This window comes from Mesorhizobium sp. M0106 (genome assembly GCF_040322715.1).
Taxonomy (GTDB): domain Bacteria; phylum Pseudomonadota; class Alphaproteobacteria; order Rhizobiales; family Rhizobiaceae; genus Mesorhizobium.
Genome location: NZ_JAMYUA010000050.1, coordinates 18461 through 40512 on the forward strand (window position 1 = coordinate 18461; position 22052 = coordinate 40512).

At 60.9% G+C, this 22052-nt stretch carries 22 protein-coding genes and 1 pseudogene; 14 read left to right on the forward strand and 9 right to left on the reverse strand.

From position 1 onward, the window contains the following. Window positions 1-300 precede the first annotated feature (300 nt). The 5 genes and pseudogenes from NKJ55_RS35690 to NKJ55_RS30455 all read right to left on the reverse strand — a co-directional run bounded on the left by NKJ55_RS35690 (window position 301) and on the right by NKJ55_RS30455 (window position 3304). Entirely contained in the window at window positions 301-549 is a 249-nt protein-coding gene (locus tag NKJ55_RS35690) for a DUF6894 family protein (RefSeq protein ID WP_502894985.1), read from the reverse strand. 68 nt (window positions 550-617) lie between these two features. Then, the gene (locus NKJ55_RS30440) at window positions 618-785 is read right to left on the reverse strand and encodes a hypothetical protein (RefSeq protein ID WP_352453104.1); all 168 of its coding nucleotides are present in this window, start codon (window positions 783-785) and stop codon (window positions 618-620) included. A 55-nt stretch (window positions 786-840) separates the two neighbouring features. Further along, complete coding sequence (locus NKJ55_RS30445; RefSeq protein WP_352453105.1) at window positions 841-1233, reverse strand: hypothetical protein; 393 nt, start codon at window positions 1231-1233, stop codon at window positions 841-843. Between the two features lie 70 nt (window positions 1234-1303). Further along, window positions 1304-2937: pseudogene (gene groL / locus NKJ55_RS30450) on the reverse strand (chaperonin GroEL). A 52-nt stretch (window positions 2938-2989) separates the two neighbouring features. Continuing rightward, window positions 2990-3304: a co-chaperone GroES gene (locus NKJ55_RS30455; protein WP_352453106.1), complete on the reverse strand. Its 315-nt coding sequence runs from the start codon at window positions 3302-3304 to the stop codon at window positions 2990-2992. 479 nt (window positions 3305-3783) lie between these two features. On the opposite strand from NKJ55_RS30455, the gene NKJ55_RS30460 reads away from it, so the two are divergent. From NKJ55_RS30460 to NKJ55_RS30485, 6 genes are all read left to right on the forward strand, one after another. Beyond that, on the forward strand, window positions 3784-4047 hold the full coding sequence (locus NKJ55_RS30460; RefSeq protein ID WP_352453107.1) for a hypothetical protein: 264 nt from the start codon (window positions 3784-3786) through the stop codon (window positions 4045-4047). Then, on the forward strand, window positions 4044-4394 hold the full coding sequence (locus tag NKJ55_RS30465) for a hypothetical protein (RefSeq protein WP_352453108.1): 351 nt from the start codon (window positions 4044-4046) through the stop codon (window positions 4392-4394). Before NKJ55_RS30460 ends, NKJ55_RS30465 begins: the two co-directional genes overlap by 4 nt. Before the next feature lie 104 nt (window positions 4395-4498). After that, the gene (locus tag NKJ55_RS30470; protein ID WP_352453109.1) at window positions 4499-4741 is read left to right on the forward strand and encodes a hypothetical protein; all 243 of its coding nucleotides are present in this window, start codon (window positions 4499-4501) and stop codon (window positions 4739-4741) included. After that, window positions 4738-5067 (forward strand): hypothetical protein, encoded by a 330-nt coding sequence (locus NKJ55_RS30475; RefSeq protein WP_352453110.1) that lies wholly within the window; start codon window positions 4738-4740, stop codon window positions 5065-5067. Before NKJ55_RS30470 ends, NKJ55_RS30475 begins: the two co-directional genes overlap by 4 nt. Then, window positions 5064-5339 (forward strand): DUF1488 family protein, encoded by a 276-nt coding sequence (locus NKJ55_RS30480; protein WP_352453111.1) that lies wholly within the window; start codon window positions 5064-5066, stop codon window positions 5337-5339. Before NKJ55_RS30475 ends, NKJ55_RS30480 begins: the two co-directional genes overlap by 4 nt. A 23-nt stretch (window positions 5340-5362) precedes the next feature. Further along, the gene (locus tag NKJ55_RS30485) at window positions 5363-6178 is read left to right on the forward strand and encodes a transglutaminase-like domain-containing protein (RefSeq protein WP_352453112.1); all 816 of its coding nucleotides are present in this window, start codon (window positions 5363-5365) and stop codon (window positions 6176-6178) included. Window positions 6179-6749: 571 nt separating this feature from the next. Here the strand turns inward: NKJ55_RS30485 and NKJ55_RS30490 are convergent. Next, the gene (locus NKJ55_RS30490; protein ID WP_502904533.1) at window positions 6750-9026 is read right to left on the reverse strand and encodes a hybrid sensor histidine kinase/response regulator; all 2277 of its coding nucleotides are present in this window, start codon (window positions 9024-9026) and stop codon (window positions 6750-6752) included. Window positions 9027-9270: 244 nt separating this feature from the next. After that, entirely contained in the window at window positions 9271-9951 is a 681-nt protein-coding gene (locus tag NKJ55_RS30495) for an MBL fold metallo-hydrolase (RefSeq protein WP_352453114.1), read from the reverse strand. 602 nt (window positions 9952-10553) lie between these two features. On the opposite strand from NKJ55_RS30495, the gene NKJ55_RS30500 reads away from it, so the two are divergent. Then, window positions 10554-11132 (forward strand): recombinase family protein, encoded by a 579-nt coding sequence (locus NKJ55_RS30500; RefSeq protein WP_352453115.1) that lies wholly within the window; start codon window positions 10554-10556, stop codon window positions 11130-11132. 70 nt (window positions 11133-11202) lie between these two features. Next, entirely contained in the window at window positions 11203-12231 is a 1029-nt protein-coding gene (locus NKJ55_RS30505) for an alpha/beta hydrolase family protein (protein ID WP_352453116.1), read from the forward strand. 432 nt (window positions 12232-12663) lie between these two features. Here NKJ55_RS30505 and NKJ55_RS30510 read toward each other — a convergent pair whose 3' ends face one another. Beyond that, the gene (locus NKJ55_RS30510; protein ID WP_352453117.1) at window positions 12664-16104 is read right to left on the reverse strand and encodes an AAA family ATPase; all 3441 of its coding nucleotides are present in this window, start codon (window positions 16102-16104) and stop codon (window positions 12664-12666) included. Window positions 16105-16342: 238 nt separating this feature from the next. Here NKJ55_RS30510 and NKJ55_RS30515 point away from each other — a divergent pair, with 238 nt between their 5' ends. The 6 genes from NKJ55_RS30515 to NKJ55_RS30540 are packed head-to-tail and all read left to right on the forward strand — an operon-like array spanning window position 16343 to window position 21234. Then, the gene (locus tag NKJ55_RS30515; protein WP_352453118.1) at window positions 16343-16864 is read left to right on the forward strand and encodes a conjugal transfer protein TraD; all 522 of its coding nucleotides are present in this window, start codon (window positions 16343-16345) and stop codon (window positions 16862-16864) included. A gap of 23 nt (window positions 16865-16887) precedes the next feature. Further along, the gene (locus NKJ55_RS30520) at window positions 16888-18621 is read left to right on the forward strand and encodes a type IV secretory system conjugative DNA transfer family protein (RefSeq protein ID WP_352453119.1); all 1734 of its coding nucleotides are present in this window, start codon (window positions 16888-16890) and stop codon (window positions 18619-18621) included. Between the two features lie 43 nt (window positions 18622-18664). After that, window positions 18665-18937, forward strand: a complete 273-nt coding sequence (locus NKJ55_RS30525) for a type IV secretory system conjugative DNA transfer family protein (RefSeq protein ID WP_352453121.1) — start codon at window positions 18665-18667, stop codon at window positions 18935-18937. 7 nt (window positions 18938-18944) lie between these two features. Beyond that, window positions 18945-20027 (forward strand): AAA family ATPase, encoded by a 1083-nt coding sequence (locus NKJ55_RS30530; protein WP_352453122.1) that lies wholly within the window; start codon window positions 18945-18947, stop codon window positions 20025-20027. After that, window positions 20024-20440 carry a hypothetical protein gene (locus NKJ55_RS30535; protein WP_352453123.1) on the forward strand — a complete coding sequence of 139 codons (417 nt, stop codon included), beginning with the start codon at window positions 20024-20026 and terminating at the stop codon, window positions 20438-20440. The genes NKJ55_RS30530 and NKJ55_RS30535 overlap by 4 nt, the downstream gene beginning before the upstream one ends. Then, window positions 20437-21234, forward strand: a complete 798-nt coding sequence (locus tag NKJ55_RS30540) for a hypothetical protein (protein ID WP_352453124.1) — start codon at window positions 20437-20439, stop codon at window positions 21232-21234. The genes NKJ55_RS30535 and NKJ55_RS30540 overlap by 4 nt, the downstream gene beginning before the upstream one ends. Window positions 21235-21629: 395 nt before the next feature. Here the strand turns inward: NKJ55_RS30540 and NKJ55_RS30545 are convergent, their stop codons facing one another. Continuing rightward, a complete protein-coding gene (locus NKJ55_RS30545) occupies window positions 21630-21935 on the reverse strand; it encodes a hypothetical protein (RefSeq protein WP_352453125.1) in 306 nt (101 codons plus the stop codon). Window positions 21936-22052 lie beyond the last annotated feature (117 nt).

Here is a 22052-nt window from a genome sequence, read left to right on the forward strand (position 1 = left end):
TCCGACGACGTCAGATACTCTTTTATCGGGGCGCTCCAGCGAGCCGAGTGGCCTGCTGCGACTGCCTTGGTGGGGTTGTTTGAGGTCCCCGGATGCCAAAGGCACGGGATACTGGTTTTCTCATTCTGCTGCCCAGGTCGTTCGATCCGGCATCTCAGATTGCCAGTGGCGCATGCGATGTGTACTTCGAGAGAGCATCGCCAGTTGTTGTGGTCGAATATTTCGCTGAAAGGCACCGGGCGTTCTAGTGAGGTAGGCCCGATCGCTACATCGCGTGGACGCAATAAAACTGACATACGCCTATATTTGCCGGCCTGATAACTCGATCTCGAAGGTCATTGTCGCCTTCAAGATTGGTTGGCTGTGTTCGTCGCGAACCTCGATTGCAAGGCAGCAGCGGCGGTCGGGTGGTGCGATTTCTCTCACATAGTCCGCCAGGGCCGCGAAAGCCTTCGCACGAGCAGCATTGAGGCTTCCAGCAAGCCTTGTCCCCTCATCGTCGGGAAAGAGCCGGTCATTGTCGCGCACGTCGAAATAATACAGCGCCATGGCGACCGAACTACACTTAGGTCGGCCTGTTTCATGTCTTATTTTGTACGATGCCGCTCCAGCTCGCCTCAGATAAGCCGGTTGTCCTCGGCCGTCGAGCGAGCACGGCGACGGGTGCCGTCCGTATCCGCCTTCCGGTGCCGTTCCGCGGCCTCCTTGCGGATCTGCTCGAAGCGATTGTCTTCGACTTCCCTGCTCGTCGGCGTCGTGTCCGTCTTTTTCACAAAAGAGATCATTATCGTGTTCCTGGTTTGACGCGAAGACGTCCGAAGACGATTACATTTGCGTGGCTTAGGCTGCGAGTGCTGCAGCGCAGCCTTCGGCGGCGCGCCTGTCGGGAGACGTCTGACCAGGCATCGTCGCCCAGCCTCCTGCCTCCACGAACAGCCGCCGCTTGTAGCTGTCGGAGATTGCGTTCAATGCGGTGAGTTGCGCCGACTTATCCGGAGACGCATTGAACTTGTCGATGCAGATGACTGAGGCCAATTCGCTGCGCGCCGAGTCGCCGGCGGCCTTTGCCTGTGCTAGCGACGTGCCGCCCGTGACCCACCCGCCCCAGCTGAAGCCGACGATCATCGTTGCGACAGCCGTCGCAGCGCACGCCCAGACGAGCGCCGATTTGGATGGCTGATAGGCTTCCCAGCGCTGGGCGAGCGATTGCTTGGTATTGGTCTGCATGGCCATGTAAGTTCTCCTCCTTGAGTGTTGTTCTGGATTGCGCCCGGCCGCCAGCGGCCGGGCATTCAGCCGCTGCTTAGTGTCCCATTCCACCCATGCCGCCGCCATTGCCCGCAGCGGCTGCATCCTTCGGCGGAACATCCGCAATCATGGCTTCGGCGGTAATCAGAAGCGCGGCGATGGAGCCCGCGTCCTGCAGAGCGGTGCGGACAACCTTGGCGGGATCGATGATGCCGGCCTTGATCATGTCGACATAGGTTTCGGTCTGGGCATCAAATCCCTCGCTGGGGTTCTTGCCGCCGGCCAACTTGCCGACGACGACCGAACCTTCAAAGCCAGCGTTCTCGGCGATCTGCCGGATCGGTGCTTCGAGTGCTTTCAAGACAATCGAAATACCCGCCGTCACGTCGGCATTGGTTCCGGTAAGCCCGGCCAAGGTTGCCGTGGCACGAAGAAGCGCTACGCCGCCGCCTGCCACGATGCCCTCTTCCACAGCGGCGCGGGTGGCGTTCAGCGCATCATCGATGCGATCCTTCTTTTCCTTGACTTCGGTCTCGGTCGCGCCGCCGACGCGAATGACGGCAACACCGCCGGCAAGCTTCGCCAGCCGCTCCTGCAGCTTCTCCTTGTCGTAGTCCGAGGTGGTCTCCTCGATCTGCGCTTTGATCTGCTGGATGCGGCCGGCGATCGCCTGCTTTTCGCCGGAGCCGTCGATCACCGTCGTCGTGTCCTTTTCGATGACTACGCGCTTGGCTCGGCCGAGCATGTCGATGGTGACATTTTCGAGTTTGATGCCGAGATCTTCCGAGATCAGCTGTCCTTGCGTCAGAACGGCGATGTCTTCCAGCATAGCCTTGCGGCGGTCGCCGAAGCCTGGGGCTTTGACCGCCGCGACCTTCAGGCCGCCGCGCAGCTTGTTGACGACCAAGGTCGCCAGCGCTTCGCCTTCGACGTCCTCGGAGAGGATCAGCAGCGGCTTGCCGCTCTGCACCACGGCCTCGAGGATCGGCAGCATGGCCTGCAGATTGCCGAGTTTCTTCTCGTGCAGGAGTATGTACGGATCCTCCAGTTCCACGCGCATCTTCTCTGGGTTGGTAACGAAGTAGGGAGAGAGATAGCCGCGATCGAACTGCATGCCCTCGACCACCTCGAGTTCAGTCTCGGCCGTCTTGGCTTCCTCGACTGTGATTACACCTTCATTGCCAACCTTCTTCATCGCCTCGGCGATCATCGCACCGACGGACGCGTCGCCATTGGCGGCAATCGTGCCGACTTGGGCGATCTCCTCCGATGATTTCACCTTTTTGGACCGGGCCTGGATGTCCTTCACGACGGCGGCTACGGCAAGGTCGATGCCGCGCTTCAAATCCATCGGGTTCATGCCGGCGGCAACAAGCTTTGCACCTTCGCGAAGAATGGAGGCGGCAAGCACAGTTGCGGTCGTGGTGCGTCCCCGGCCAGGTCATTGGTCTTCGAGGCCACTTCGCGCACCATTTGCGCGCCCATATTCTCGAACTTGTCGGAAAGCTCGATCTCCTTGGCGACGGTGACGCCGTCCTTGGTGATGCGCGGCGGGCCATAGGCCTTGTCGATGATGACATTGCGGCCCTTGGGACCGAGCGTTACCTTGACGGCGTTGTTCAGGATTTCGACCCCGCGCAGCATGCGGTCACGAGCGTCGGTTGCGAATTTGATTTCCTTGGCAGACATGATTTTTCGTCCAGTTCAGTCTTGAAATGAGGAGAGCGGGAAAATCGCTCGGTCAGGCAGCTTTCTTGGCCGCTTTGGCCTTGTCGATGATGCCCATGATGTCGGTCTCCTTCATGATAAGGAGATCTTCGCCGTCGATCTTGACCTCGGTTCCCGACCATTTGCCGAACATGACGGCGTCGCCAGCCCTCACGTCGAGAGGGATCAGCTTGCCGCTTTCGTCGCGCGAGCCCGGACCGACGGCAATCACCTCGCCTTCCTGCGGCTTTTCCTTGGCATTGTCGGGAATGATGATCCCGCCCTTGGATTTGATATCGCCTTCGGCGCGTCGGATGACGACGCGGTCGTGAAGTGGCCGGAATTTCATTGGGATTCTTTCTGCGGCCGGCGCATAGGTGGGCCGCGCCTTTGTATTAGGCCCTTTGGCACTCGAATGATAGGAGTGCCAAAAATAAAACCTGATAGCCTGGAAACAGGAAAATATAAATTGGTGGCTGTCTAATTATTTCCGTGTAAAGGTAGTTGGCTTAGCCTCTCCTTTTGCCGTTACGCGAAAGTACCCAAATTTAAAAGTGCTCGCGCCTTGTTCGCAGCTCGATTGAGGAGCATATATAGAGTGCGTTGATTTTGGCCGATTGGCTTTCGCGGTGTCAGAGACCTAGACCCGCCATACACCCCGAATCTCGACAGTGAATGCATACCGCCGATCCGGCGCGCACTTCGCTCTGTTCGATCTGGATTGGACCCTGGCGCTGACCACGGATGTACTGGCAGCATCGGGGTCGTCCGGTTCGAGCGGGAATGATGCAGGAGGCGCATCCGCGTGCTCCTGCGGAGGCCTGCAATATGACCAGCCGCACCAGGCAAACTGTCGTTCACTTTTCATCGGATTTCCGCTTGCCGGGTTTTGACGCGCCGCAACCGGCGGGAGACTACCGCGTCGACCACGACGAGGAGCTGGTAGAGGGCACCTCCCGGCTTGCCTGGCGACGAGTCGGCGCTTTCATGCACCTGCCGGCGGTCGCCACGCAGGCTCCGACGCAGCAGATGGTGCCGATCAATCCAGCGGACCTGGAAGCCGCCCTCGCAAAGGACCTTGAACAATCATGATGGCACCATCCCGCCGTGCAACCCCGCGCGACGCTGCAAAACATCTTTTTTCGATTGGGCAGTGCGTCCGGCTGAAGGGCGGGTTCCAAACGTCGCCCAAGCTTGGGGATATATACCGGATCACCGCAACGCTACCTCCGCGCGACAACTCGTTTCAATACCGCCTTCGCAATGACGACGAGCGCCATGAACGGGTTGCGACCCAAGACCGCTTGGAGCCGCTAGGCCCGGATCAACCGGATGGCGCAACACTCATAAAAAGGACGTTCGGCAATGGCCAAGGGACAGAAACGCAGCAGCCGCGAGATCAGAAAGCCGAAACAGGTGAAAGCACCGCCGAAACCTGAAGGCGCATTCGGCGCGCAGAGTAAGCAGGCCGAGGCCAATGCCCCACGTGGCAAGGGCAAGAGCTGACAGCCATGGCGCTCGTTCGGAACGGGTCCGGTCAGTGATGAAGATCGTGATCGAATTCTACCGCACCCGAAACGCGGACGACGCTCATGCCGTCGTCGGCCGCGAAACGAAGGAAGCGGTGAATACCAGTGACGCGATCGAGATTGCGCGGCTGCTTTCGCAAACCCTCGACATGCCGCAGCGACCAGACGCCATGACGATCACCGACGCCAACGGCGCGACACTCTATTCTGGCGTCACTAACGCTGAAGCGGCCAATGACGAAAGGCAACAATCATGAACGGTCAAAACAATCAAACCGAGCTGCGACGCAATAGTGTCGCGATCGCCATCTGGGAAAATGAGGGCGGCGCACCGGGCAATGATTTCACGGACCATCAATACGGTCGTCGTATCGAAGCGGATAGGTCCTGGACGGTCTATCATGTCTTCACGGGCGTTACGGCGCGTGTCGGCAACGATGACTTGACTGGCCTAGACAGGTCACAGGCCACAAGCAGGATGATGTCTCTCAATATTCGCAACGCCGAATGCCGCAAACAGCCCATCAGCCTGCCGGCACTCGCCCGGGATGCGTCGGGCGAAGCGATGGGATGCCGGTCATGACACTGTCCTTTCCAAACCCGAGCCGCAGCTTCGATGATGAGCAGAACGTCGTCCGCTTCAGCGGCCATGACGGCATGTCCCAAGTGCGATTCCTGGTGGAGGCCGCTGCACTGGAGAAATCGGGCGCGGAGTTACGTGGGACAGCGCCATCGGAGGCGAAGTGCCTCGCCGCGTTCGATTCAATGCGCACGTCCATCTACGACGCAGCGCGCAAGGCTTATTCTCACCGACGTCGCGAATTCTATATTTTAACGGCCGCCGATTTCCGGTAGTCGGATCAGGAGCGAGTATCCTCATGCTGATCCGCTATGGCTATGAAATCACGCTGACCTGCCAGCAGCCGACCGCATTGGTATGTCTCCTGTCGGTCCACGAAGATCGTGCGGCCGACATCAGGGTTCCAGAAACGACATTCACCGCCCCCGACGTTCCGGTATCGACCTACCGCGATCTCTTCGGCAACCGATGTCGCCGGCTGGTCGCGCCGGCCGGCGACCTGACGATGTGGGGCGATGCGACGATCGAGGATGACGGCAAGTTGGACAGGGTGCTGCCCAACGCACGGGAACTCGCGGTGGCGGAATTGCCGGACGACTGTCTCGTCTACCTCATGGGCAGCCGCTATTGCGAAACCGACCGTCTCAGCCAGATTGCGTGGGACCTGTTCGGCACGATCCCGCCCGGGTGGGGTCGCGTGCAGGCGATCTGCGACTTCGTCCACAACCACATACGCTTCGACTACATGCAGGCCCGGTCGACCCGGACAGCTTTCGAGGCATTCAACGAACGCATCGGCGTCTGTCGCGACTTCGCGCATCTCGCGGTGACCTTTTGCCGCTGCCTTAACATCCCCGCCCGCTACATCAACGGTCATCTCGGTGACATCGGCGTCCCGGTCGTCGATCCGATGGACTTCAGCGCTTGGATAGAGGTATTCCTCGATGGCGAATGGCATACCTTCGATCCGCGCAACAACACGCCGCGGATCGGCAGGATAGTAGTCGCACGCGGCCGAGATGCGGCCGACATACCGCTCATCAATTCCTTCGGCCCGCACGTCCTGAAGGCGTTTCGAGTTTGGACCTATGAAGTGGTGCCGGATTTGCAATGACTCGAAGCGTCGTGGATGAGACCTGGGGATCGATATCAAGTGAGAGGATAACCTCACTCGATAGAACGATTTCGAAAAGGGGCTTGGCTGAGATTTCCTCCTCCCGAAAGCCGAAACCCATGACTGGTGACGGCCCCAAACCCGACTTTCCGCGCTTGTAGCGCGGAGGTCAGCAAATGGCGCCACTTGCTCGTTCCCATCGATGAGACGAATGGCAACGTTCCGACCCTTCTCTGCCCTTCGTTCGGAGGACTTCTAAGGCAAGCACTGACCCGAGTCGGCCCTTTGACGCTCACCTCGGCCTTCAGAGCAGCTGAATCGCCCGCCGCCCGGGTAGCGCCAGGAGCTGCCATTCCCGGCGCTTCTCCAAACCTGAGCTTCGCGCTACGGCTTGAATCGACCCGATTGAGACGTAGGACGCTCCATCGCGATATAATCCGAGCCCATGCGCCAACGCAGTGTCGAAGAAAAAGGTTTTATGCGGTATTGCGCGAGCAAGCTGGACTGCGATGCGTGTTCGCTGACGCTGCGGTGTTGTCCGAAGGCGCCAGCGCGCAAAGAGGGTCGTTGGCTAGCGCGGAACGTCTGCCAACGAGCTTAGTGCCCGGCGGATAGAATCGCGCGAAAACGGCTTCTCGACAACTGGTCGACCGGCCCGTTCAAGGAAGCGCGCCGCAGCGCCGCCGAGCGTGTCGCCGGTAACGAAAACGAATCGCTCCGCTATGCCCGGGATTGCCTGACAGGCCCAATCGAACAAGGCGGGGCCGTCGATGTTCGGCATCCGCAGATCGCAAAAGATCACATCGAAAACAGCACTCATCAGCGCTGCCTTGGCGCCGGCGCCGTCCTCGACGATCCTGACGGCAAAACCTTCAGCCTCTAGTAGTTCTGCCATCGTTTCCCCAACCTCCCGCTCGTCATCGACCACAAGGGCGGTGCAACCGATGCCCGCGACCGAGTGCGCCGCAACACCTTCGACTGAATCTGACGAAGTGCAGGCCTCCACCGGCAACAGCAACCGGAAATGCGCGCCGTCCGCACGGTCAAGCAGGGCCAGCCGTCCATTGTGCGACTGCACCACGCTGAGCGAGAAAGCGAGCCCGATCCCGGTGCCCGCACCCTGAGCCTTGGTGGTAAAAAACGGATCGAAAACGCGATTCCGGATCTCGGCGGGCACACCGGGGCCATTGTCGGCGATCACGATCTGGAGGTCATTGCCTTCAAGCGACGTTTCGATCTCGATCCGCCGCGGTGCCGGTATCTCCTGCAGGGCGTGTTGCGCGTTGACGATCAGGTTGTAGAACACCTGATGCATCTGGTCAGGGTCGACTTCCAGAGGCGGCAGGCCCTCGGCGAGCCGGCATTGCACCTCGATGCCTGCCGTGCGCAAACCGTAGCCGGCGATGTCGAGAACTGCGCGGATCAGATCGTTGACGTCGATACTGCGGCGCTCCGGCTGGCGTTGTCGCGCCATTGCCAGGAAGGTCTTCACGATGCGCGCGCAGCGCTCGGCGGCGAGTCTGATCTTGCCGGCCCGCTGTGCGTGGGCGGTTCCGCCTAGAAATTCTTCCAGCAACTGGGCCTGCGCGACGACGACCGCCAAGGGGTTGTTGAGTTCGTGCGAAACGCCGGCAAGCAGCGAACCAAGTGCGTTGAGGCGCTCGCTCTGAGCCAATGCCTCGCGCGACCGCGCCAGTTCGGCTTCAGCCGCCTTGGTTGCGGTGAGATCAAGAATGCTGCCGACGATCACCGGTCGGTCGTCCATCTCGATGTGGCGCCAACTCAGCGACACGGGAAACATGGAGCCGTCCAGACGCCGAAGTTGAGCCTCCACGCCGTCGGCGCGCGGCTGCTGACGTGACAGCGCTTTGAGGCGCCGATAGTCTTCCCGTGTGGCGAACCAGCGGTGCTGCCGCAAGCTGTCCTCGTCCTCCGGGCCTATGCCCATGATCTCGCGGAAGGCGGGATTGGCGTTAATCAGCTGCCTCGTTCGCGAGTCTATGAAAACGACCGGAACCGGATGATAGTGAGTGAGGTCTCGGAAGCGCCGCTCGCTTTGCTGCAGGCGCTCGGCTGCGCGCTTCTGCTCGGTTATGTCGATATCGAAGCCGCCGATGCGCGCCTGCTGCTGATCGGCTCCCAGAACGGGAAAGCGGACGACAAGGCTCCAGGCATAGTCGGCCGCGTTGCTTAGGAATTCCTCAATTGCAATCGCCTGTCCTGATTCCAGGACGCGGCGATCGTTTTCCGCGATCATCGCGGCTTCCTGGGGCCCGAAAATGTCGGCCGCGCTTAATCCGATTGCGCTCTCGGCCGGCCGGCCGAAGACCTTTCCCATTTCGGGATTGGCGATCAGATAGCGCCCGTCGGTATCCTTCAGGTACATGCCTACGGGAGCATGCTTCATGAACGCCGCCAATCGGGCTTCGCTGGCACGCAGAGCGGCGTCGGCAGCGTGGCGCTGCGACAGGTCGCGCAAGCTCGCCGTGAAGAAACGACGTTTGCCGCTCCGGGCTTCGGTGATCGTGAGTTCCACCGGAAACTCGGTGCCGTTCGCTCGCATGGCAGTCTGCTCTGTACGACGCCCGAGCAACCGCGGGACGCCACCCGCAAGATAGGCCGCAAGCCCGTCTGCGTGCGCCTTGCGCAGATGCGGCGGGACGATGAGCTCCGAGATCTGTCTGCCGACCGCTTCAGCGCGCGAATAGCCGAAGGTCTCCTCGGCCGCCGGATTGAATTCCACAACCAATCCGGCTTCGTCCGTGACGATCACGCAGTCGAGCGATGAGCGAACCACCGAAGCGAGGATCGCCTCTTGGAATGCGTTTCCGGCGTCGTCTTCTTGCAAGGGCGGGCACTCCGTGACGACCGGTCGGAACGCTGGCCGTCGGGCTGGCAAGGATGACGATTATCGTGAGTTCCGGCAAGATGCCTGAATCCGACCGCAGTACGGTGCGGGGGTGGGGAAACGCTTGCACCAGCAGGACAAGGAGCGCTAGTTGCCGACGTTTGGTTACACGCCGGAATGCAGACCTTCGGGAACGACGATGTAAGCGCCAGGACTTCAGGAGCCTTCCGAAAGTTGATCGCCTTCATTGCGCATTCGCGACAAAACGAAATGCACTGCCGATTCTCTCGACCGCGCCAAGGCCAGGATAGGCGAAATGGTAGCCAAGGAGCCGGAAGCGATCTGTCGCCGACCGGTCGACAAAGCGTTGGCGACTGGCGATAGCGGCTTGCTTGTCGGTGTCATTGCCGAAGCGCCAGGCCGGATGCTCGAACGAAACGATCTCGTTGGTAACGACGTCTCCGGTCACGACAAGCGTCTCAGATCCGGTAAGCGCATAGGAGAAATGTCCGGGAGTATGTCCCGGCGTGGCTATCGCATGAATACCCGGTAAGACTTCGTCCTTATCCTTCACGGTCATTACACGCTCGCGGATCGCGGAAAGATCCCGTTGCGAGCCTTGTGCGAACGGATGTAGCACTTCGAGCATGGAGGACGCGTAGTCCGGGGTCATCCAGAAGTCCCACTCCGCTGCGCCGATGTAGTAGGTGGCATTCGGAAAGCGCAGCTTGCCCGTGGAACCTAGCATGCCCCACAGATGATCTGGATGCGCGTGGGTGAGCAGCACCTTGGTGACGGCGGCAGGGTTGTGTCCTGCGGCCGAAAGTGCGGTTTCCAGTTGTCCCTCCGTTGGCTGGAATTTACCGCCCCGCCGATGTCGACGAGGATTAGGTCGTTCTCGCTTTGGATCAGCGGGAAGTTGCATTTTGCCTCTATGGTGCCGCCGCTGCCGCCCAACCGCTTCTCAATGTGTGCCCATTCAGCGAGGATGGCGTCTGGCGCGACGATTTCCGCCGGACGTCTTGGACGCCGCTGTTGTGGCCTTATATGTCGAGCGCCGGTCGCAGAGAAACCGCTGGGCAGACGAATTTGCGACAGTTCCATAAGATAGATTATGCAACTTTCGCCATTTACAATTTATTTTTTTTCAATTATTCAAAGTATTCATGGTAAAAATCGACCGTCTTACTCACGATAACCTACCGGAAATCTCTCAACTGTTACAGTAGGCACTCCCCCTATAAGCTTCAGTTAGACAGATCTATGCTACTTAGCACCACCTCACCGCCTGACACGACTCAACGGGAGACTCTGAACTCTTCCGCAACCCCGAAGGCCGGCGTTCCAGGTCGGACCATATCGGCCCATTTCGCGCAGCTTCTTCGGCAGATCGTTGCTGCGTCGCATAATTCCTAAAAGCTGCGACAGATCGGTCGTCCCCTGAAAGTCAGGGGGTTTTTGTGTCGCATGTCTTTGTCGCAAGTGATAATTGTCCTTGCGACATAACTTGCGAGGAAACCCGCCACGATGATGATTGGCTATGCCCGGGTCTCCACCCAGGGCCAGGACCTCGACCAGCAGCACGCGGCGCTTGGCGCGGCCGGCTGCATTCGCCTCTTTGAGGAAAAGGTTTCCGGGGCAAAGCGAGATCGGCCCGAGCTTGTGAAGCTCCTCGACCATTTGCGCCCCGGCGACGTGGTGACGGTCACCAGGCTAGACCGCCTCGCCCGATCGACGCGCGACCTTCTCGACATTGCCGAGCGGATCAGGGAGGCCGAGGCCGGCTTGCGATCTTTGGCCGAGCCATGGGCCGACACGACGACGCCGGCCGGCCGCATGGTGTTGACCGTGTTCGCCGGCGTTGCGGATTTCGAGCGATCCTTGATCGTGGAGCGCACCAGCGCCGGCAGGATCGCGGCCAGGGCACGTGGAGTGCGGTTCGGTCCTTCCCCTGCCCTATCGGCCGACCAGGTCACGCACGCCCGTCAGCTCATCGCCCAAGACAAGCCAGTGACTGAGATTGCACGGCTCCTGAAGGTGCATCGAGCAACCCTTTATCGGGCGCTAAACAGTGTGGAGGGATGTCCAGCCGCCTTTGTCGAGTGAATGAAGTACGGCGGGACTTCAGCATTGGTTTTATGATGATAGGTTTCCGACCTGCAAGAAAGGAGAGAAAATGTTCCGTTATCTAGCGCGCCGTTATGATCGCAAGCACGTTCTGAGATCATTAGAACGACAGAGGCGTATTCATGATAAGGCGGTTCCATTTTCTCAAGATGGTTCTGACGAACTGGTCTTCAATGAAATTTCCAAGGGCGAGGCGTTTTTCGCACCTATATTGCCAGCTGTTCCGTTAAGGGAAGAAGCGGATCGTGTTATATTCCAATCTGATATTTCAACTGAAGACCGGACGAACAATGCGTTCGAATGCGTTGTTGCCGACAGTGGATTGAAACAACATGCGATTGTTGTGTTTCATCATTGGTATGCTCGGAGTCGGTATCCGGCATTTTCAAAATACTTCGCTCGAAAGGGCATAACGGTTATTGAAGCTACACTTCCGTATCATTTTGGGCGGGCTTCGAATGACTATTCTGAGGAGAAACTTTTCAACGCGAATTTAGGGCGCACCGTCCAGTCGATGAGACAGGCTGTCTTAGATGGCCGTAAGATTGTTCGTTGGCTTTATGATCAGGGGTATCAGAAAATCTCGGTTGTGGGGATGTGTTTGGGTGGCACGATTGCGGGTCTCGTTGCTGCCCAAGAGCAGAAGGTTGATAAGGCGGTTCTCATGGTATCGCCGGGAAGCCCAGCTGATCTCGTCTGGACTGCGGAGACCATGACGGCCTTACGTGGTCGTATTGAACCGTCCATGTCACTGGAAGGGCTAAGAACCGCTTGGGGTCTCATCGATCTAGAGAAGCATCTTTTCGGCCTTACACGTCCTCGTCTGGATTTGATGTTCTTGCTCGGTAAGGACGATACGGTTGCGCGCCCAGAAGGCTCTGAGCGTCTCATTAAGTTGCTGGCGAAGTGCAATCTTCCGCCTGAGGTCGTGCGGCTGAATTGTGGGCACTCATCAATTGGAATGTTCCCCTACAATTTGATCGCGGCTCGGAAGGTTCTTCGTTTTTTGAAAGAAACCCCGACCCTGTCAGAGCTTTGGGAGGTCCGGGGGTTTCGCTACGACTTTAGCGAGGTTTGAGCTATTTGATGTCTCCGCGCCGGATCGGGGCGAGGGCGCGTCGGATGCGGTTCGGTCTCTCCCCTGCCCTATCGGCCGACGAGCTCGCCCATGCGCGACGGCTCATCAACGACGATATTGAGCGCGGTCGAGGTCGCCCGGCTCCTGAAGGAGCATCGCGCGACCCTCTACAGGGGCACCAGTACCTCTGCACAGAGGTTTGGTTGGGTAGGCCCGAAGTGACGGCAGTTGATTTGGCTCGATGATCAGTTTGATGCTGTGGGCGACACCTGGCTGCCTGCGGATCAGGCCGGTACCTGTCCTCTCGGCGCGCTCACGCTTCGCAATGGCTAGCGGGCCGATTGCAGCGTCCGCAGATGGGGGGCATCAAGGCTCCGCGCTGAATGAAAACGACAGCCGGCCCCCGCGCCGCTTTCATAGCAGCCCTTTTCCCTACTGCTTCAGCCGTGTCGACTTGGATTCTCGCGCTGAAAGACGCTCAGTTTCGGCCTGTCGCCTGGACGCGACTTCACCAGATCGGACTGCAGAATAGAGAGCCGCGGCCTCACCCAACCTGCCCTGCTCGGATTTCGGTGCGGACGGATGTTCAAACGGTTTGCCCGATGCTGTCGCACGAGCGATTTCGCGAGCGCCGTCTTCACCGAAACGGGCTTCAATCGATTTCCTGAATGTGGCGATCTCCCGACTGACCTCCTGATCGGCTGACACCGCCTTGAAGGCTTCGGCTCGCTCGCGATCATCCTTGGCCATTGCAATTTTTCCGAGCGCGGCTTTCGCCCGATCCGAAACATCCCTTACCTCCACCGCGTCAGCCTTGAGCTGCTTTTCGACCTCGGTGCGATAGTATTGCTCGGCCCGGTTCTCGAACTCGGCAGTCCGGACAATGTTCGGACCGATCGCTGCGGTTGCTCTAAGAGCTGCTTCCCGCTCCTCACGAGCCTTAGCGCCGGCGAAGAACCCTTCCCTGCCCCGCAGTTCGCCAAGCAGTGCTGCATCAACCGATATCCGTTGTGCAGCACTTGTCGGGCCGTCTCGCGCAATGATTTCGTCGAGACGCCGCGCCGCGGATTTCGGATCACGGTAGGCGGTCTGCAGATAGATTGAGCGAGCCTCGCGCTCGCGCTGTACATCCGCATCGCGACTGACAGCAGCGGCGATGCTTTCTTCGTCGATCGATCGCCCAAAGCTGTCGCGGCGCACGCCACCAGCAGCCACATCCTGGAATGCAGCTATCAGCACCCTGAGGTCCGCTGGCCGGTCGGGGGTGGTGCTGGGCGACCCCTCTTCATTTCTGGCACCTGGAACGGCCTGCCGATTTTCGGTTTTGCTCGCCACGACCCGATCATCAGCTGGCCCGCGGCGATAGCTGCCTCCTGCCTTTTTTGACTTCTGCGCCACGACGGGCTCAGGCGTCGCGCCTCGATGCTCAGGCCGACGCTGGCTCTCCGCGTCCTTGGCAATCGCGCCGGACTGCATTTCCGGTGTGCGCGGATCTGCCTGACGCATGCCCGCGCGTGCCTCTTCGACAACTGAAGCCATCCGCTGCTCCTCTGGTTCCCGGTCATCCTGAGCTTGCCCAACATGCAACACTGTCCGAGCGTTCTCCGTCGCCCGTCCCTCGTCCAACTTCGCCCGTTGTTCCGCGCTGAGCTCGTCGCGTGTTGCATAAGCCACTGACGCCGCCTTGATCTCGTTGCGGCCGATCTGGCGGGCGAGCTGCCGCAAATCCCGCGCAGTCTGGGTCGCCACGAAGATTGTCGCGCTCTCACGCTGCCTCGTCAGCGCAACATAGCTCGAGGCGGCACGCCAGTGATGCGTGTGCATGAGATAGGTATGGTCGATCGTCTTGCCCTGGCCTTTGTAGATCGTGCCGGCATAGCCGTGCCGGAATCCAGAAAACTCCGATGCATACCATTCGACCTTCCGCCCTTCCCGGCCTGCCGCCGCATCGAGCACGACACCTATGCGGCCAAAGTTGCGGTCAATGCTGGTGATCACGCCGGCATTGCCGTTGTAGATGCCGGCGCCCTTCAGCGTATCCGTGAACTGCACCCGGTCGCCGACCGCGAACGCGGCCTCCCCGTGCTTGGTGGTAAACACAAAGTCCTCACCGAGCTCACCACGCTCGCGACGAACCGCGCGCAGATCCTTGTTCAGCGCGTCGACATCCTTGTTGGTATAGGCGAACACGAACCGCGATGCCGTCGGATTGGAGGCAGCAGCCTTGGCCCACCGTTCGACCAGTTTTTCTCGCAATTCGTCCTGCTTCGACGTCCACACCACCGATTTGTTTCGCGCGAAGGCCCGCAAGGCTTGCTCGAAGCGCCCGCCCGACAGATCGCGCGCCGCCTCTTTTTGCCAATCCACCTTCTGGCGTGTCACCTGCGTGATCTCGGCCGAGCCGTGTTCTTTCTTCAGTTCCGTGAACAGCCCGCCGCGCTCGATCGAGCCGAGTTGCCGGTCGTCGCCTGCCAGCACAACCTTGGCGCCCGACAGCCGCGCTTCGCGTAACACCTCGCCGGTCACCTTGGCGTCCGTCATCGCCGCCTCGTCGACAACAACCAGCGTGCGATGGTCCCACTGCACACGGCCATTCTTCAGCCGGAACAGTTCGGCATGAACGGTCGACGAGCGCGCAAAACCGTCCTCCTTCATCGTCTGCGCCACGGCGTTTGTCGGCGCCAGTCCGACAACCCGATAACCCGCCGCCTCATGCGCCTCGCGAATGGAGCCAAGGGCAAAACTCTTTCCGGTCCCGGCCCGGCCTTCGATTATCTTTAGCCCGCCGGACTCCGTCGCATGATCGAACGCGGCCAACTGATCCGCGCGCAGTTCCTGCACGGATACGAGCCGCTCGCGCGCCCTTGCCCCGACATCGCGATGTGACCCTCCGGCCACGCGCCGACCATCGGCAAGCGCCAAAATCTCCTGGTCGCGCACCGCCCGCGTTGTCCAGCGTCCTGCACTCTCGCCTGTCTCCCGGTCATGCAGCGCCAGCACATCGTCACGCCCGAGCACCTTGCCCTTCACATCCGCCCGTTCGCCCTCATCGCGAATGTGCCTTTTCAGATGCCGGTCGAGATCGTACTCGGAAAAGCTCGCCTGGTTGCGCGTCAGAACAGCGAGCACATGGTCCGGATCGCGCGCGGCTTCTTCATTGGCTCGCCTGATATGCTCGGCCCGCACATTGGCCTCCGCACCCGGCGTGCGCATGCGGATCGGGCCGATATGCTCCTGCGGCACCGCGCTCGTCGCATCGACGCGGATCGAAAGCCCCTGTTCGGCAAAATAGCGGTTCTGATGATCGCGCCACAATTGTCCCCAGGCCTCACCCTCAGCGACAATGGCCCGCCCCCCGCCCCGCTTGATGACGGGATCGAGATCGCGCGCTTTTTTTGCGGCAAACCCCTCCTCCCCAAGACGCCGCGTCGTGATCAACAAATGCGCATGGTAATTGGCCCGCTCGCCCTCGCTCTCCGCCCCATGCGGCGCATGGACATCGAGCTGCACCGCCAGCCCCTTCGAGACAAAATGTTCCTGCGCAAACGACCTTGCCAGCTCCACCCGGTCGTCATGGCCAAGCTCTTCATTGGCCGGCAGGGCCAGCACGAGCTCGCGCGCCAGCTGCGCGTCCTTGCGTTTTTCCATGGCCTCGGCCGCGTTCCACAGCGCATCGCTCGACCCCAGCTCTGACGGTGCGCCTTCCGGCAACAGCACCTCGTGATGCTCCGGCGCCTCGCGGTGCTTGAAGTAAAACACCTCGCCGGTGCGTTGCCCCTTGATCGCCTCGCGGCCGTTATAGGCGGCCGAGCGCACCGCACTGCCGCCGTCCGAGCGGGAGATGTAGCGGGCACGGGCGAAAGCGATAGCCATTGCCACAGGATGCCATCACCGATGATCTGGCGCAAGCAAGCATTCGAAGAATGCATATTGCGTCTGCAATCGTCCGTCGACAGACCTTAGGCGATGTGGCAGAATCCGCAGCCGGCAGAAAACGCCGGGGGCCTTGGTTGCATTCGCCGGCATATACAAAAGGGGGTTGAAGAGACGCGCCTCGGCTGGCAAAGTCCGCTTGGGCTTGGCGGAGGGAGAAAAAGCGGAGATTCTCGCCATGGCCCGCACCTCGCTTGCCGAACGCATGAACCGCCTGGAGCAGCAGCGCGCAAAACTCGCCGAGCAGGAAGCAAAACTCAAGGCGGACGAACGCAAGCAGCGCACCCGCCGCCTCATCGAAGCCGGAACCCTCGTCGAACGCGCCGGATTATTGGACCTGGAGGAAGCCGCGCTTTATGGCGGGCTGTTGTCGCTTGCCGTTGTCGCGGGCGACAAGGCAAAAGTTACCGAGTGGATCAAGGCTGGTAAAACCGCGCTCGCTGGGGAAACGATCGGCAATGGCGCAACAAACGAACCGTTGACCCTCACCTTCCCTGCTCCGCTGCCGCCCCCATTCGCGACCCGCCTGCGCGGCGCCGGCCTGCGCTGGAACAAGGTTCTGCAGCACTGGGAGGGGCTGGCGGATCACGATGCTGTCGCGACACTTGCCGCCGAGCAACACGGCAGCGTGCGGCGCGTTCATTCCACGGCGGAGTCCGATCGGGAGCCGGATCGCGGCAAAAAGTCTGAACGCTCATAGCGCCGACGCGGAGGGGCCAAAAAGTGATTGGACGGCTCTCCTACGATCTCGTCAAGACTGCGTTCAAAGCGCTCATCGCCATCCTGCCGCTCGTCATCTGGTATCCCGCCTGGCGCTACGCGCATGCCCTGTGGGGCGACGCCTTGCTCGACTGGTATCGGACTGGTCTGTCGCCGGCATCAGTGATCTACAGACTTGGTTATGCGGCATGGCCATCGATCGCCCTGCTCGGTCCGGCCATCACAATGGCGGCGGCTCTCCTGCTGCGCCGATCCGGCATTGTGCTGCCCCTCACTGCCATCGCCGGCGTGTTGGGCATGGCCGCCGCAACGGTTTTCACTGTCTGGCCGCAAGCGACACGGCTGCTCGACCTGCGGCCGGCCTATCCCTGGTCCGCCATTTTGAACGCGGCGGACATGAGCGTCTTCTATGCCGGTGCCGTCGGGTTTCTCGCCAGCGTTGCCGGAACAAAAATCCTGATGGGCGGGTCGTTGCGCCCACACTCCGTTGCGCCGATCGAACGCGCCGCTTCCGACATCTTTGGCCACGCCGACTGGATGGACATTCGTGAAGCGCAAAATCTGTTTGGTGGTGCCAACAGGTCGCCGGGCACAAAAGATCTCGGCGGCATCGTCATCGGCGAAGCCTACCGCGTTGACCAGGATGCGCCGGCGCGGCGCAGACAAAAGTTCGATTCGCGCGATCGAAAAACCTGGGGCAAGGGTGGCAAGGCACCTCTGCTCACCTTCGACCTCTCTTGGGGCGGCACCCATGGTCTCGTCTTCGCCGGCTCTGGCGCCTACAAAACTGTGTCCGTCTGCGTGCCGACGCTGCTCACCTGGCGCGGCCCGATCGTCACCCTCGATCCCTCCTCCGAGTTGGCGCCGATGCTGACCGGCGCGCGCACGGCCATGGGCCGGCGCGCCATATCAATCGATCCGATGAAGGGAACCGGAGCCTTCAATGCGCTCGACTGGCTGGCAAAAGCTTCGCCCCTCATCGACGGTGACATCCGCTCGGTCGTCGACTGGATCTGCGGCGAGAAACACACCGCCACCCGTGATGCGCCGCACGGCGTCTCCGGCAAGGCCTTTTTCGAGGGCCGTGGCAAGGCCATCGTCGAGACCCTGCTTTCCGACATCGTTTTCGATAAAAATCTGTCCGACGACAAACGCAATCTTGTCACACTGGCGCAACGGCTCGCCTTGCCGGAGCAAAAAATGCGGGACGAGCTGGCGCGCATATTTGAACACTCCTCCTCGCATCGCGCCCGCCATCTCGCCGGCCAGTTGATGGGACTGGTCGCCGAGACCTTCTCCGGCGTCTACGGCAACATGAGCGAGCAGACCGAATGGCTCGCCAACCCCGCCTATGCAAAACTGCTGTCGGGCAACAGCTTTCGCACTGCTGATCTGGTTGCCGGCAATCTCGACCTTTTTATCAACATCCCGATGAAGGTGCTGGAATCGACGCCGGCGTTCGCCCGTGTTGTTGTCGGATCATTGCTCAATGCCGTCTATGAGGCCGATGGTGTGTTGCCCGGCGGACGCGTCGTCTTCCTGCTCGATGAGGTCGCACGTCTTGGCTACATGACATCCCTGGCCCGCGCCCGCGATGCCGGCCGCAAATACGGCATCACGCTGGTCATGCTCTATCAGTCCGAAGGGCAGCTCAGGGAGCAGTGGGGCGACGGCGGCAAGAGCGCCTGGTTCGAAAGCGCTTCCTGGCGATCCTACGCGGCGATCGGCTCACTCTGAACAGGCTCGCGCCGTCTCCGAAACGCTCGGCGAACATGGCGTCGTGCTGAGCTCCGAGACAAAAAACCGGGGAAAAAGCGCACGACCGCTCGAGATCGGCACCGCCTCGACCGGCGCTTCGGAACAGAGATCCGAACGCGGCCGGCGATTGGCGACCGTCTCCGAAATCCTTGCCGACGCCCGGGCCGACGAGCAGTTTGTTTTCGTCCAGGGCAGACAACCACTGCGCTGCGGCCGCGCGATTTATTTCCGCCGGTCCGAAATGGTCGCACGCGTCGAGAGCAACCGTTTCGCGCCCCAAAGCCAGTCAGGTTGAGCAAGAGATGCAGCGCGTTCTGGTCCCGATCATCCTTGGCCTTGCCGTTCTGATCGTCGTGCTTGCGCTGCTGGAAGCCTATTCCTGCGTCATCCTCCTCGTCGCGATGACCGTCATGGGCTGGCGGCTGGCGCATGCCGACAAATATGGCCTGCCGGCATCGCGGAAATTTTTGCAGGGGAACGATCGGCGAGACGTTGAAACCAAATCCGCTCTTCCCATCCGGACGTCAAAACATCGGCCGCTCGATGAGGTGCTGGCCGAACTCGACGCCGTTACCGGATGGCGCTCCGTCAAGGCGGAGGTCAGGAAACTGATAGCCGTGTTGCAGGCCGAGCAGGAACGTCGGCGCCACGGCATCAACGCCGCCCCCCCAAGCCTGCATCTGATCTTCCTCGGCAATCCCGGGACCGGGAAAACCACGGCGGCGCGTCTCATGGGCGAGATTCTTGCAGCCCTCGGCCTGCTCAGATCCGGCCATGTCGTTGAGGTCGACCGCAGCCAGCTCGTTGCCGGTTACGTGGGTCAGACGGCGATCAAAACACGCGACGTGATCGAGGCAGCATTTGATGGCGTCCTGTTCATTGACGAAGCCTACAGCCTTGCACCTGCTGAGGGCGCTAACGATTTTGGTCGCGAGGCGATCGACACGCTGCTGAAGCTGATGGAGGACCATCGAGATCGATTGTGTGTCATCGCCGCCGGCTACACTGGCGAAATGCGCCGCTTCCTGGATTCAAATCCCGGCCTGCGCTCCCGATTCACCAGGACAATCATGTTCGAGGACTATTCGGCTGAAGAGCTGGCGGGGATTTTTCGCAACCTCGCCGACCGCGAAGGCTTTGTGCTCGACGACGCCGCCGAGGACCGGGTCAACCTTGCCTGCGACTGCATGGAGGCGGAAGGTGGAGACCATTTTGGCAATGCGCGCGCGATCCGCACGCTTTGGGAAGGCACGCGCGAGGCGCAGGCCATGCGCCTCGCGACAAAGGGTGTCGGAAATGCCGGCCGCGACGCCATCATGACCATAGGACCCGAAGACATTGAGACGGCGATGGCGACATACGAGCGGCAGGGGTCAACCACATGACGGATGAGACGCTCTTCTCATCTGTGCGAGCCACGCTTCTACGCTGGCTCAAACTTGTTCCCGCCCTGTTCCGGCGCGATCCGCTGTTCCGCTATGCCACGATCGCCGCTGTCCTGGCTTTGATCTTTCTGGCTGTCAGTATCGGTCAGGATGTCGGCGGCCAGCGCGACGATCGCCCCACCGACGCTGGAAAGAACGCCAGCACCCCGCCGATGGGTCGTGATAATTTCGAACAGGGCAATGCGTCTTCGGCCGCGCAGACGACGGAGCCGCCCCACCCCCTTGGAACCTTGGAGCCGGCGCCCGAGGAAACGCCCGCTGTCGCTCCAGGCCGGCCGCTGCAAGGGATAAAACTGGCACCAGCGCCGCACGACAATTTTGGAACCGTGCCGATGGAAGGATCATCACCATGATGCAAAGAAAAAGTGTGGGCGGGCTGGCGCTCGGCATTGCGATCGCAGCATTGATTTTCGGTGAGGGCCCCGGCTTCGCCCTGGCGCAAGACCGGCAGCCAGAAACCCAGAAGCAGTTGGACCGCATCGAGCGGAAACTCGATTCGCTGATCGAGCATCTCGGCATCACCGGACAGGGGGGCGCGTCGGCAAAGAGCAACGACAGCCTGCCCGCCACTGGCAACGATGGCGCGAAGCAGGCTTCCTCCGAAGATGGTGCGAGCCAAGCTTACCAGCGGGGCGCGCTCGCCATCGCCCGCGTCGCGCCAGCCAAAAAAGACAATCTTCCAGAGATCCCAGCCGACAGCGTCGGCAGCTTTATCTATATCGGCGGCGCCATTCCCCTCAGTGAACAGTCACGCAACGGTGTGCTCTACACCGGCCTCACCTCAGTCGAACTACAGGGCTGGCTGAAGATTGCAGAGCCCGGCCGCACGCAGCTCGCCGTGGAGTACCGCGCCACCACCGGATCCAACGTCTTTGCCAATGCCGGCTGCATTGCCTCGCTCTGGCTTGAAGATCGCTCGATCGGCTCCCAGCACGGCGAAATCCAAATGCCTGCCCGGGAGCAAAAAAGCGTCTCCTTCATCTTCGGCGCCGACCTTCAGCCCGGTCTCTACAAGCTTCGCGCCTGGCTGGCCTGCACCGAGCCGCGTGACCTGCGAGCCCTTTACGCCCAACTGCTCATCAAGACGCCTGGCGATATGAACCTGCGCATGATCGATAGCGGCGAATTGCTGCACCAGGGGTTGTAAAGGCCATGACGAGACCCAGAAAGGAGCACAGCCAATACGCCGTGGACAAGGTTTCGTCGAGGAGCAGGAGCCGAGTCCAGTCGCTCTCCTGGAGGCATTGAAATCGCTCCTGCGCGCTGCGCTGCCGCGCCATAGGCCAGAACGACGACGCGCCCAGCTGACACTGGATCGGCGCCAGTCTGGCGGAAATCAGGTCCGCCGCCTATCGATTATAGCGGGCTTGGCGGTTCTCAATTCCGCAATCCTGGAAATCTCGGCCAGGCACTCCCTTCCGTTTCGCCGTCGACCGGCCGCACTGGCTGATAGACATTGGTCTCCAGCCACTCTGCATAAGAAAAGCCCGGCGCCGGAGCGATCCGTCGCCGGGCCTTTGGGACCCGTTCGCCCAGTCGGGCTCATTGAGGCGGCGCCCGATCAGCCATAGCCGCCTTGTCTGCGATGAGTTTCGCCGCGACATCGGCCGACAGCTCCATGAAGTCGTAGCCTTGTGAGATGGCTGCATGGCGAAGATCCTCAAGCGCTTCGAACGCGCGATCGCGGGTGCCAAGCCAGAGCGCGGGCTCGTCGGTTTCTTCGTGCGGGAACGCGTGCAGGAAGTAGGTGCGAAGCGGTGGGTCGTAGCCGATGACAGCGTCTGGATCCGAGCGGACCTGTCCGGTGACGGTGACGGTGCCAGTGACGGTGATGGTGTAACGGCTCATTGCAACCTCCTTTTGCCGGGGGGAGCCGCGGCCTGGGGGGGCGGGCCACCGCTGCCTCACTGGGGGTTGTTCCAGAGGATGACCTTCTTGTTCTCCTCGCCGCCCGGGGCGGGTGCG

Bases quoted from the DNA above. Each gene is read 5' to 3' on its own strand.
- NKJ55_RS30535 (WP_352453123.1), top strand. From the start codon at position 20,024: ATGACGGATGAGACGCTCTTCTCATCTGTGCGAGCCACGCTTCTACGC.
- NKJ55_RS30470 (WP_352453109.1), top strand. From the start codon at position 4,499: ATGAAGATCGTGATCGAATTCTACCGCACCCGAAACGCGGACGACGCT.
- NKJ55_RS30510 (WP_352453117.1), bottom strand. From the start codon at position 16,104: ATGGCTATCGCTTTCGCCCGTGCCCGCTACATCTCCCGCTCGGACGGC.
- NKJ55_RS30515 (WP_352453118.1), top strand. From the start codon at position 16,343: ATGGCCCGCACCTCGCTTGCCGAACGCATGAACCGCCTGGAGCAGCAG.
- NKJ55_RS35690 (WP_502894985.1), bottom strand. From the start codon at position 549: ATGGCGCTGTATTATTTCGACGTGCGCGACAATGACCGGCTCTTTCCC.
- NKJ55_RS30440 (WP_352453104.1), bottom strand. From the start codon at position 785: ATGATCTCTTTTGTGAAAAAGACGGACACGACGCCGACGAGCAGGGAA.
- NKJ55_RS30460 (WP_352453107.1), top strand. From the start codon at position 3,784: ATGACCAGCCGCACCAGGCAAACTGTCGTTCACTTTTCATCGGATTTC.
- NKJ55_RS30545 (WP_352453125.1), bottom strand. From the start codon at position 21,935: ATGAGCCGTTACACCATCACCGTCACTGGCACCGTCACCGTCACCGGA.
- NKJ55_RS30445 (WP_352453105.1), bottom strand. From the start codon at position 1,233: ATGGCCATGCAGACCAATACCAAGCAATCGCTCGCCCAGCGCTGGGAA.
- NKJ55_RS30480 (WP_352453111.1), top strand. From the start codon at position 5,064: ATGACACTGTCCTTTCCAAACCCGAGCCGCAGCTTCGATGATGAGCAG.
- NKJ55_RS30530 (WP_352453122.1), top strand. From the start codon at position 18,945: ATGCAGCGCGTTCTGGTCCCGATCATCCTTGGCCTTGCCGTTCTGATC.
- NKJ55_RS30500 (WP_352453115.1), top strand. From the start codon at position 10,554: ATGATGATTGGCTATGCCCGGGTCTCCACCCAGGGCCAGGACCTCGAC.
- NKJ55_RS30540 (WP_352453124.1), top strand. From the start codon at position 20,437: ATGATGCAAAGAAAAAGTGTGGGCGGGCTGGCGCTCGGCATTGCGATC.
- NKJ55_RS30475 (WP_352453110.1), top strand. From the start codon at position 4,738: ATGAACGGTCAAAACAATCAAACCGAGCTGCGACGCAATAGTGTCGCG.
- NKJ55_RS30455 (WP_352453106.1), bottom strand. From the start codon at position 3,304: ATGAAATTCCGGCCACTTCACGACCGCGTCGTCATCCGACGCGCCGAA.
- NKJ55_RS30485 (WP_352453112.1), top strand. From the start codon at position 5,363: ATGCTGATCCGCTATGGCTATGAAATCACGCTGACCTGCCAGCAGCCG.
- NKJ55_RS30465 (WP_352453108.1), top strand. From the start codon at position 4,044: ATGATGGCACCATCCCGCCGTGCAACCCCGCGCGACGCTGCAAAACAT.
- NKJ55_RS30495 (WP_352453114.1), bottom strand. From the start codon at position 9,951: ATGCAACTTCCCGCTGATCCAAAGCGAGAACGACCTAATCCTCGTCGA.
- NKJ55_RS30505 (WP_352453116.1), top strand. From the start codon at position 11,203: ATGTTCCGTTATCTAGCGCGCCGTTATGATCGCAAGCACGTTCTGAGA.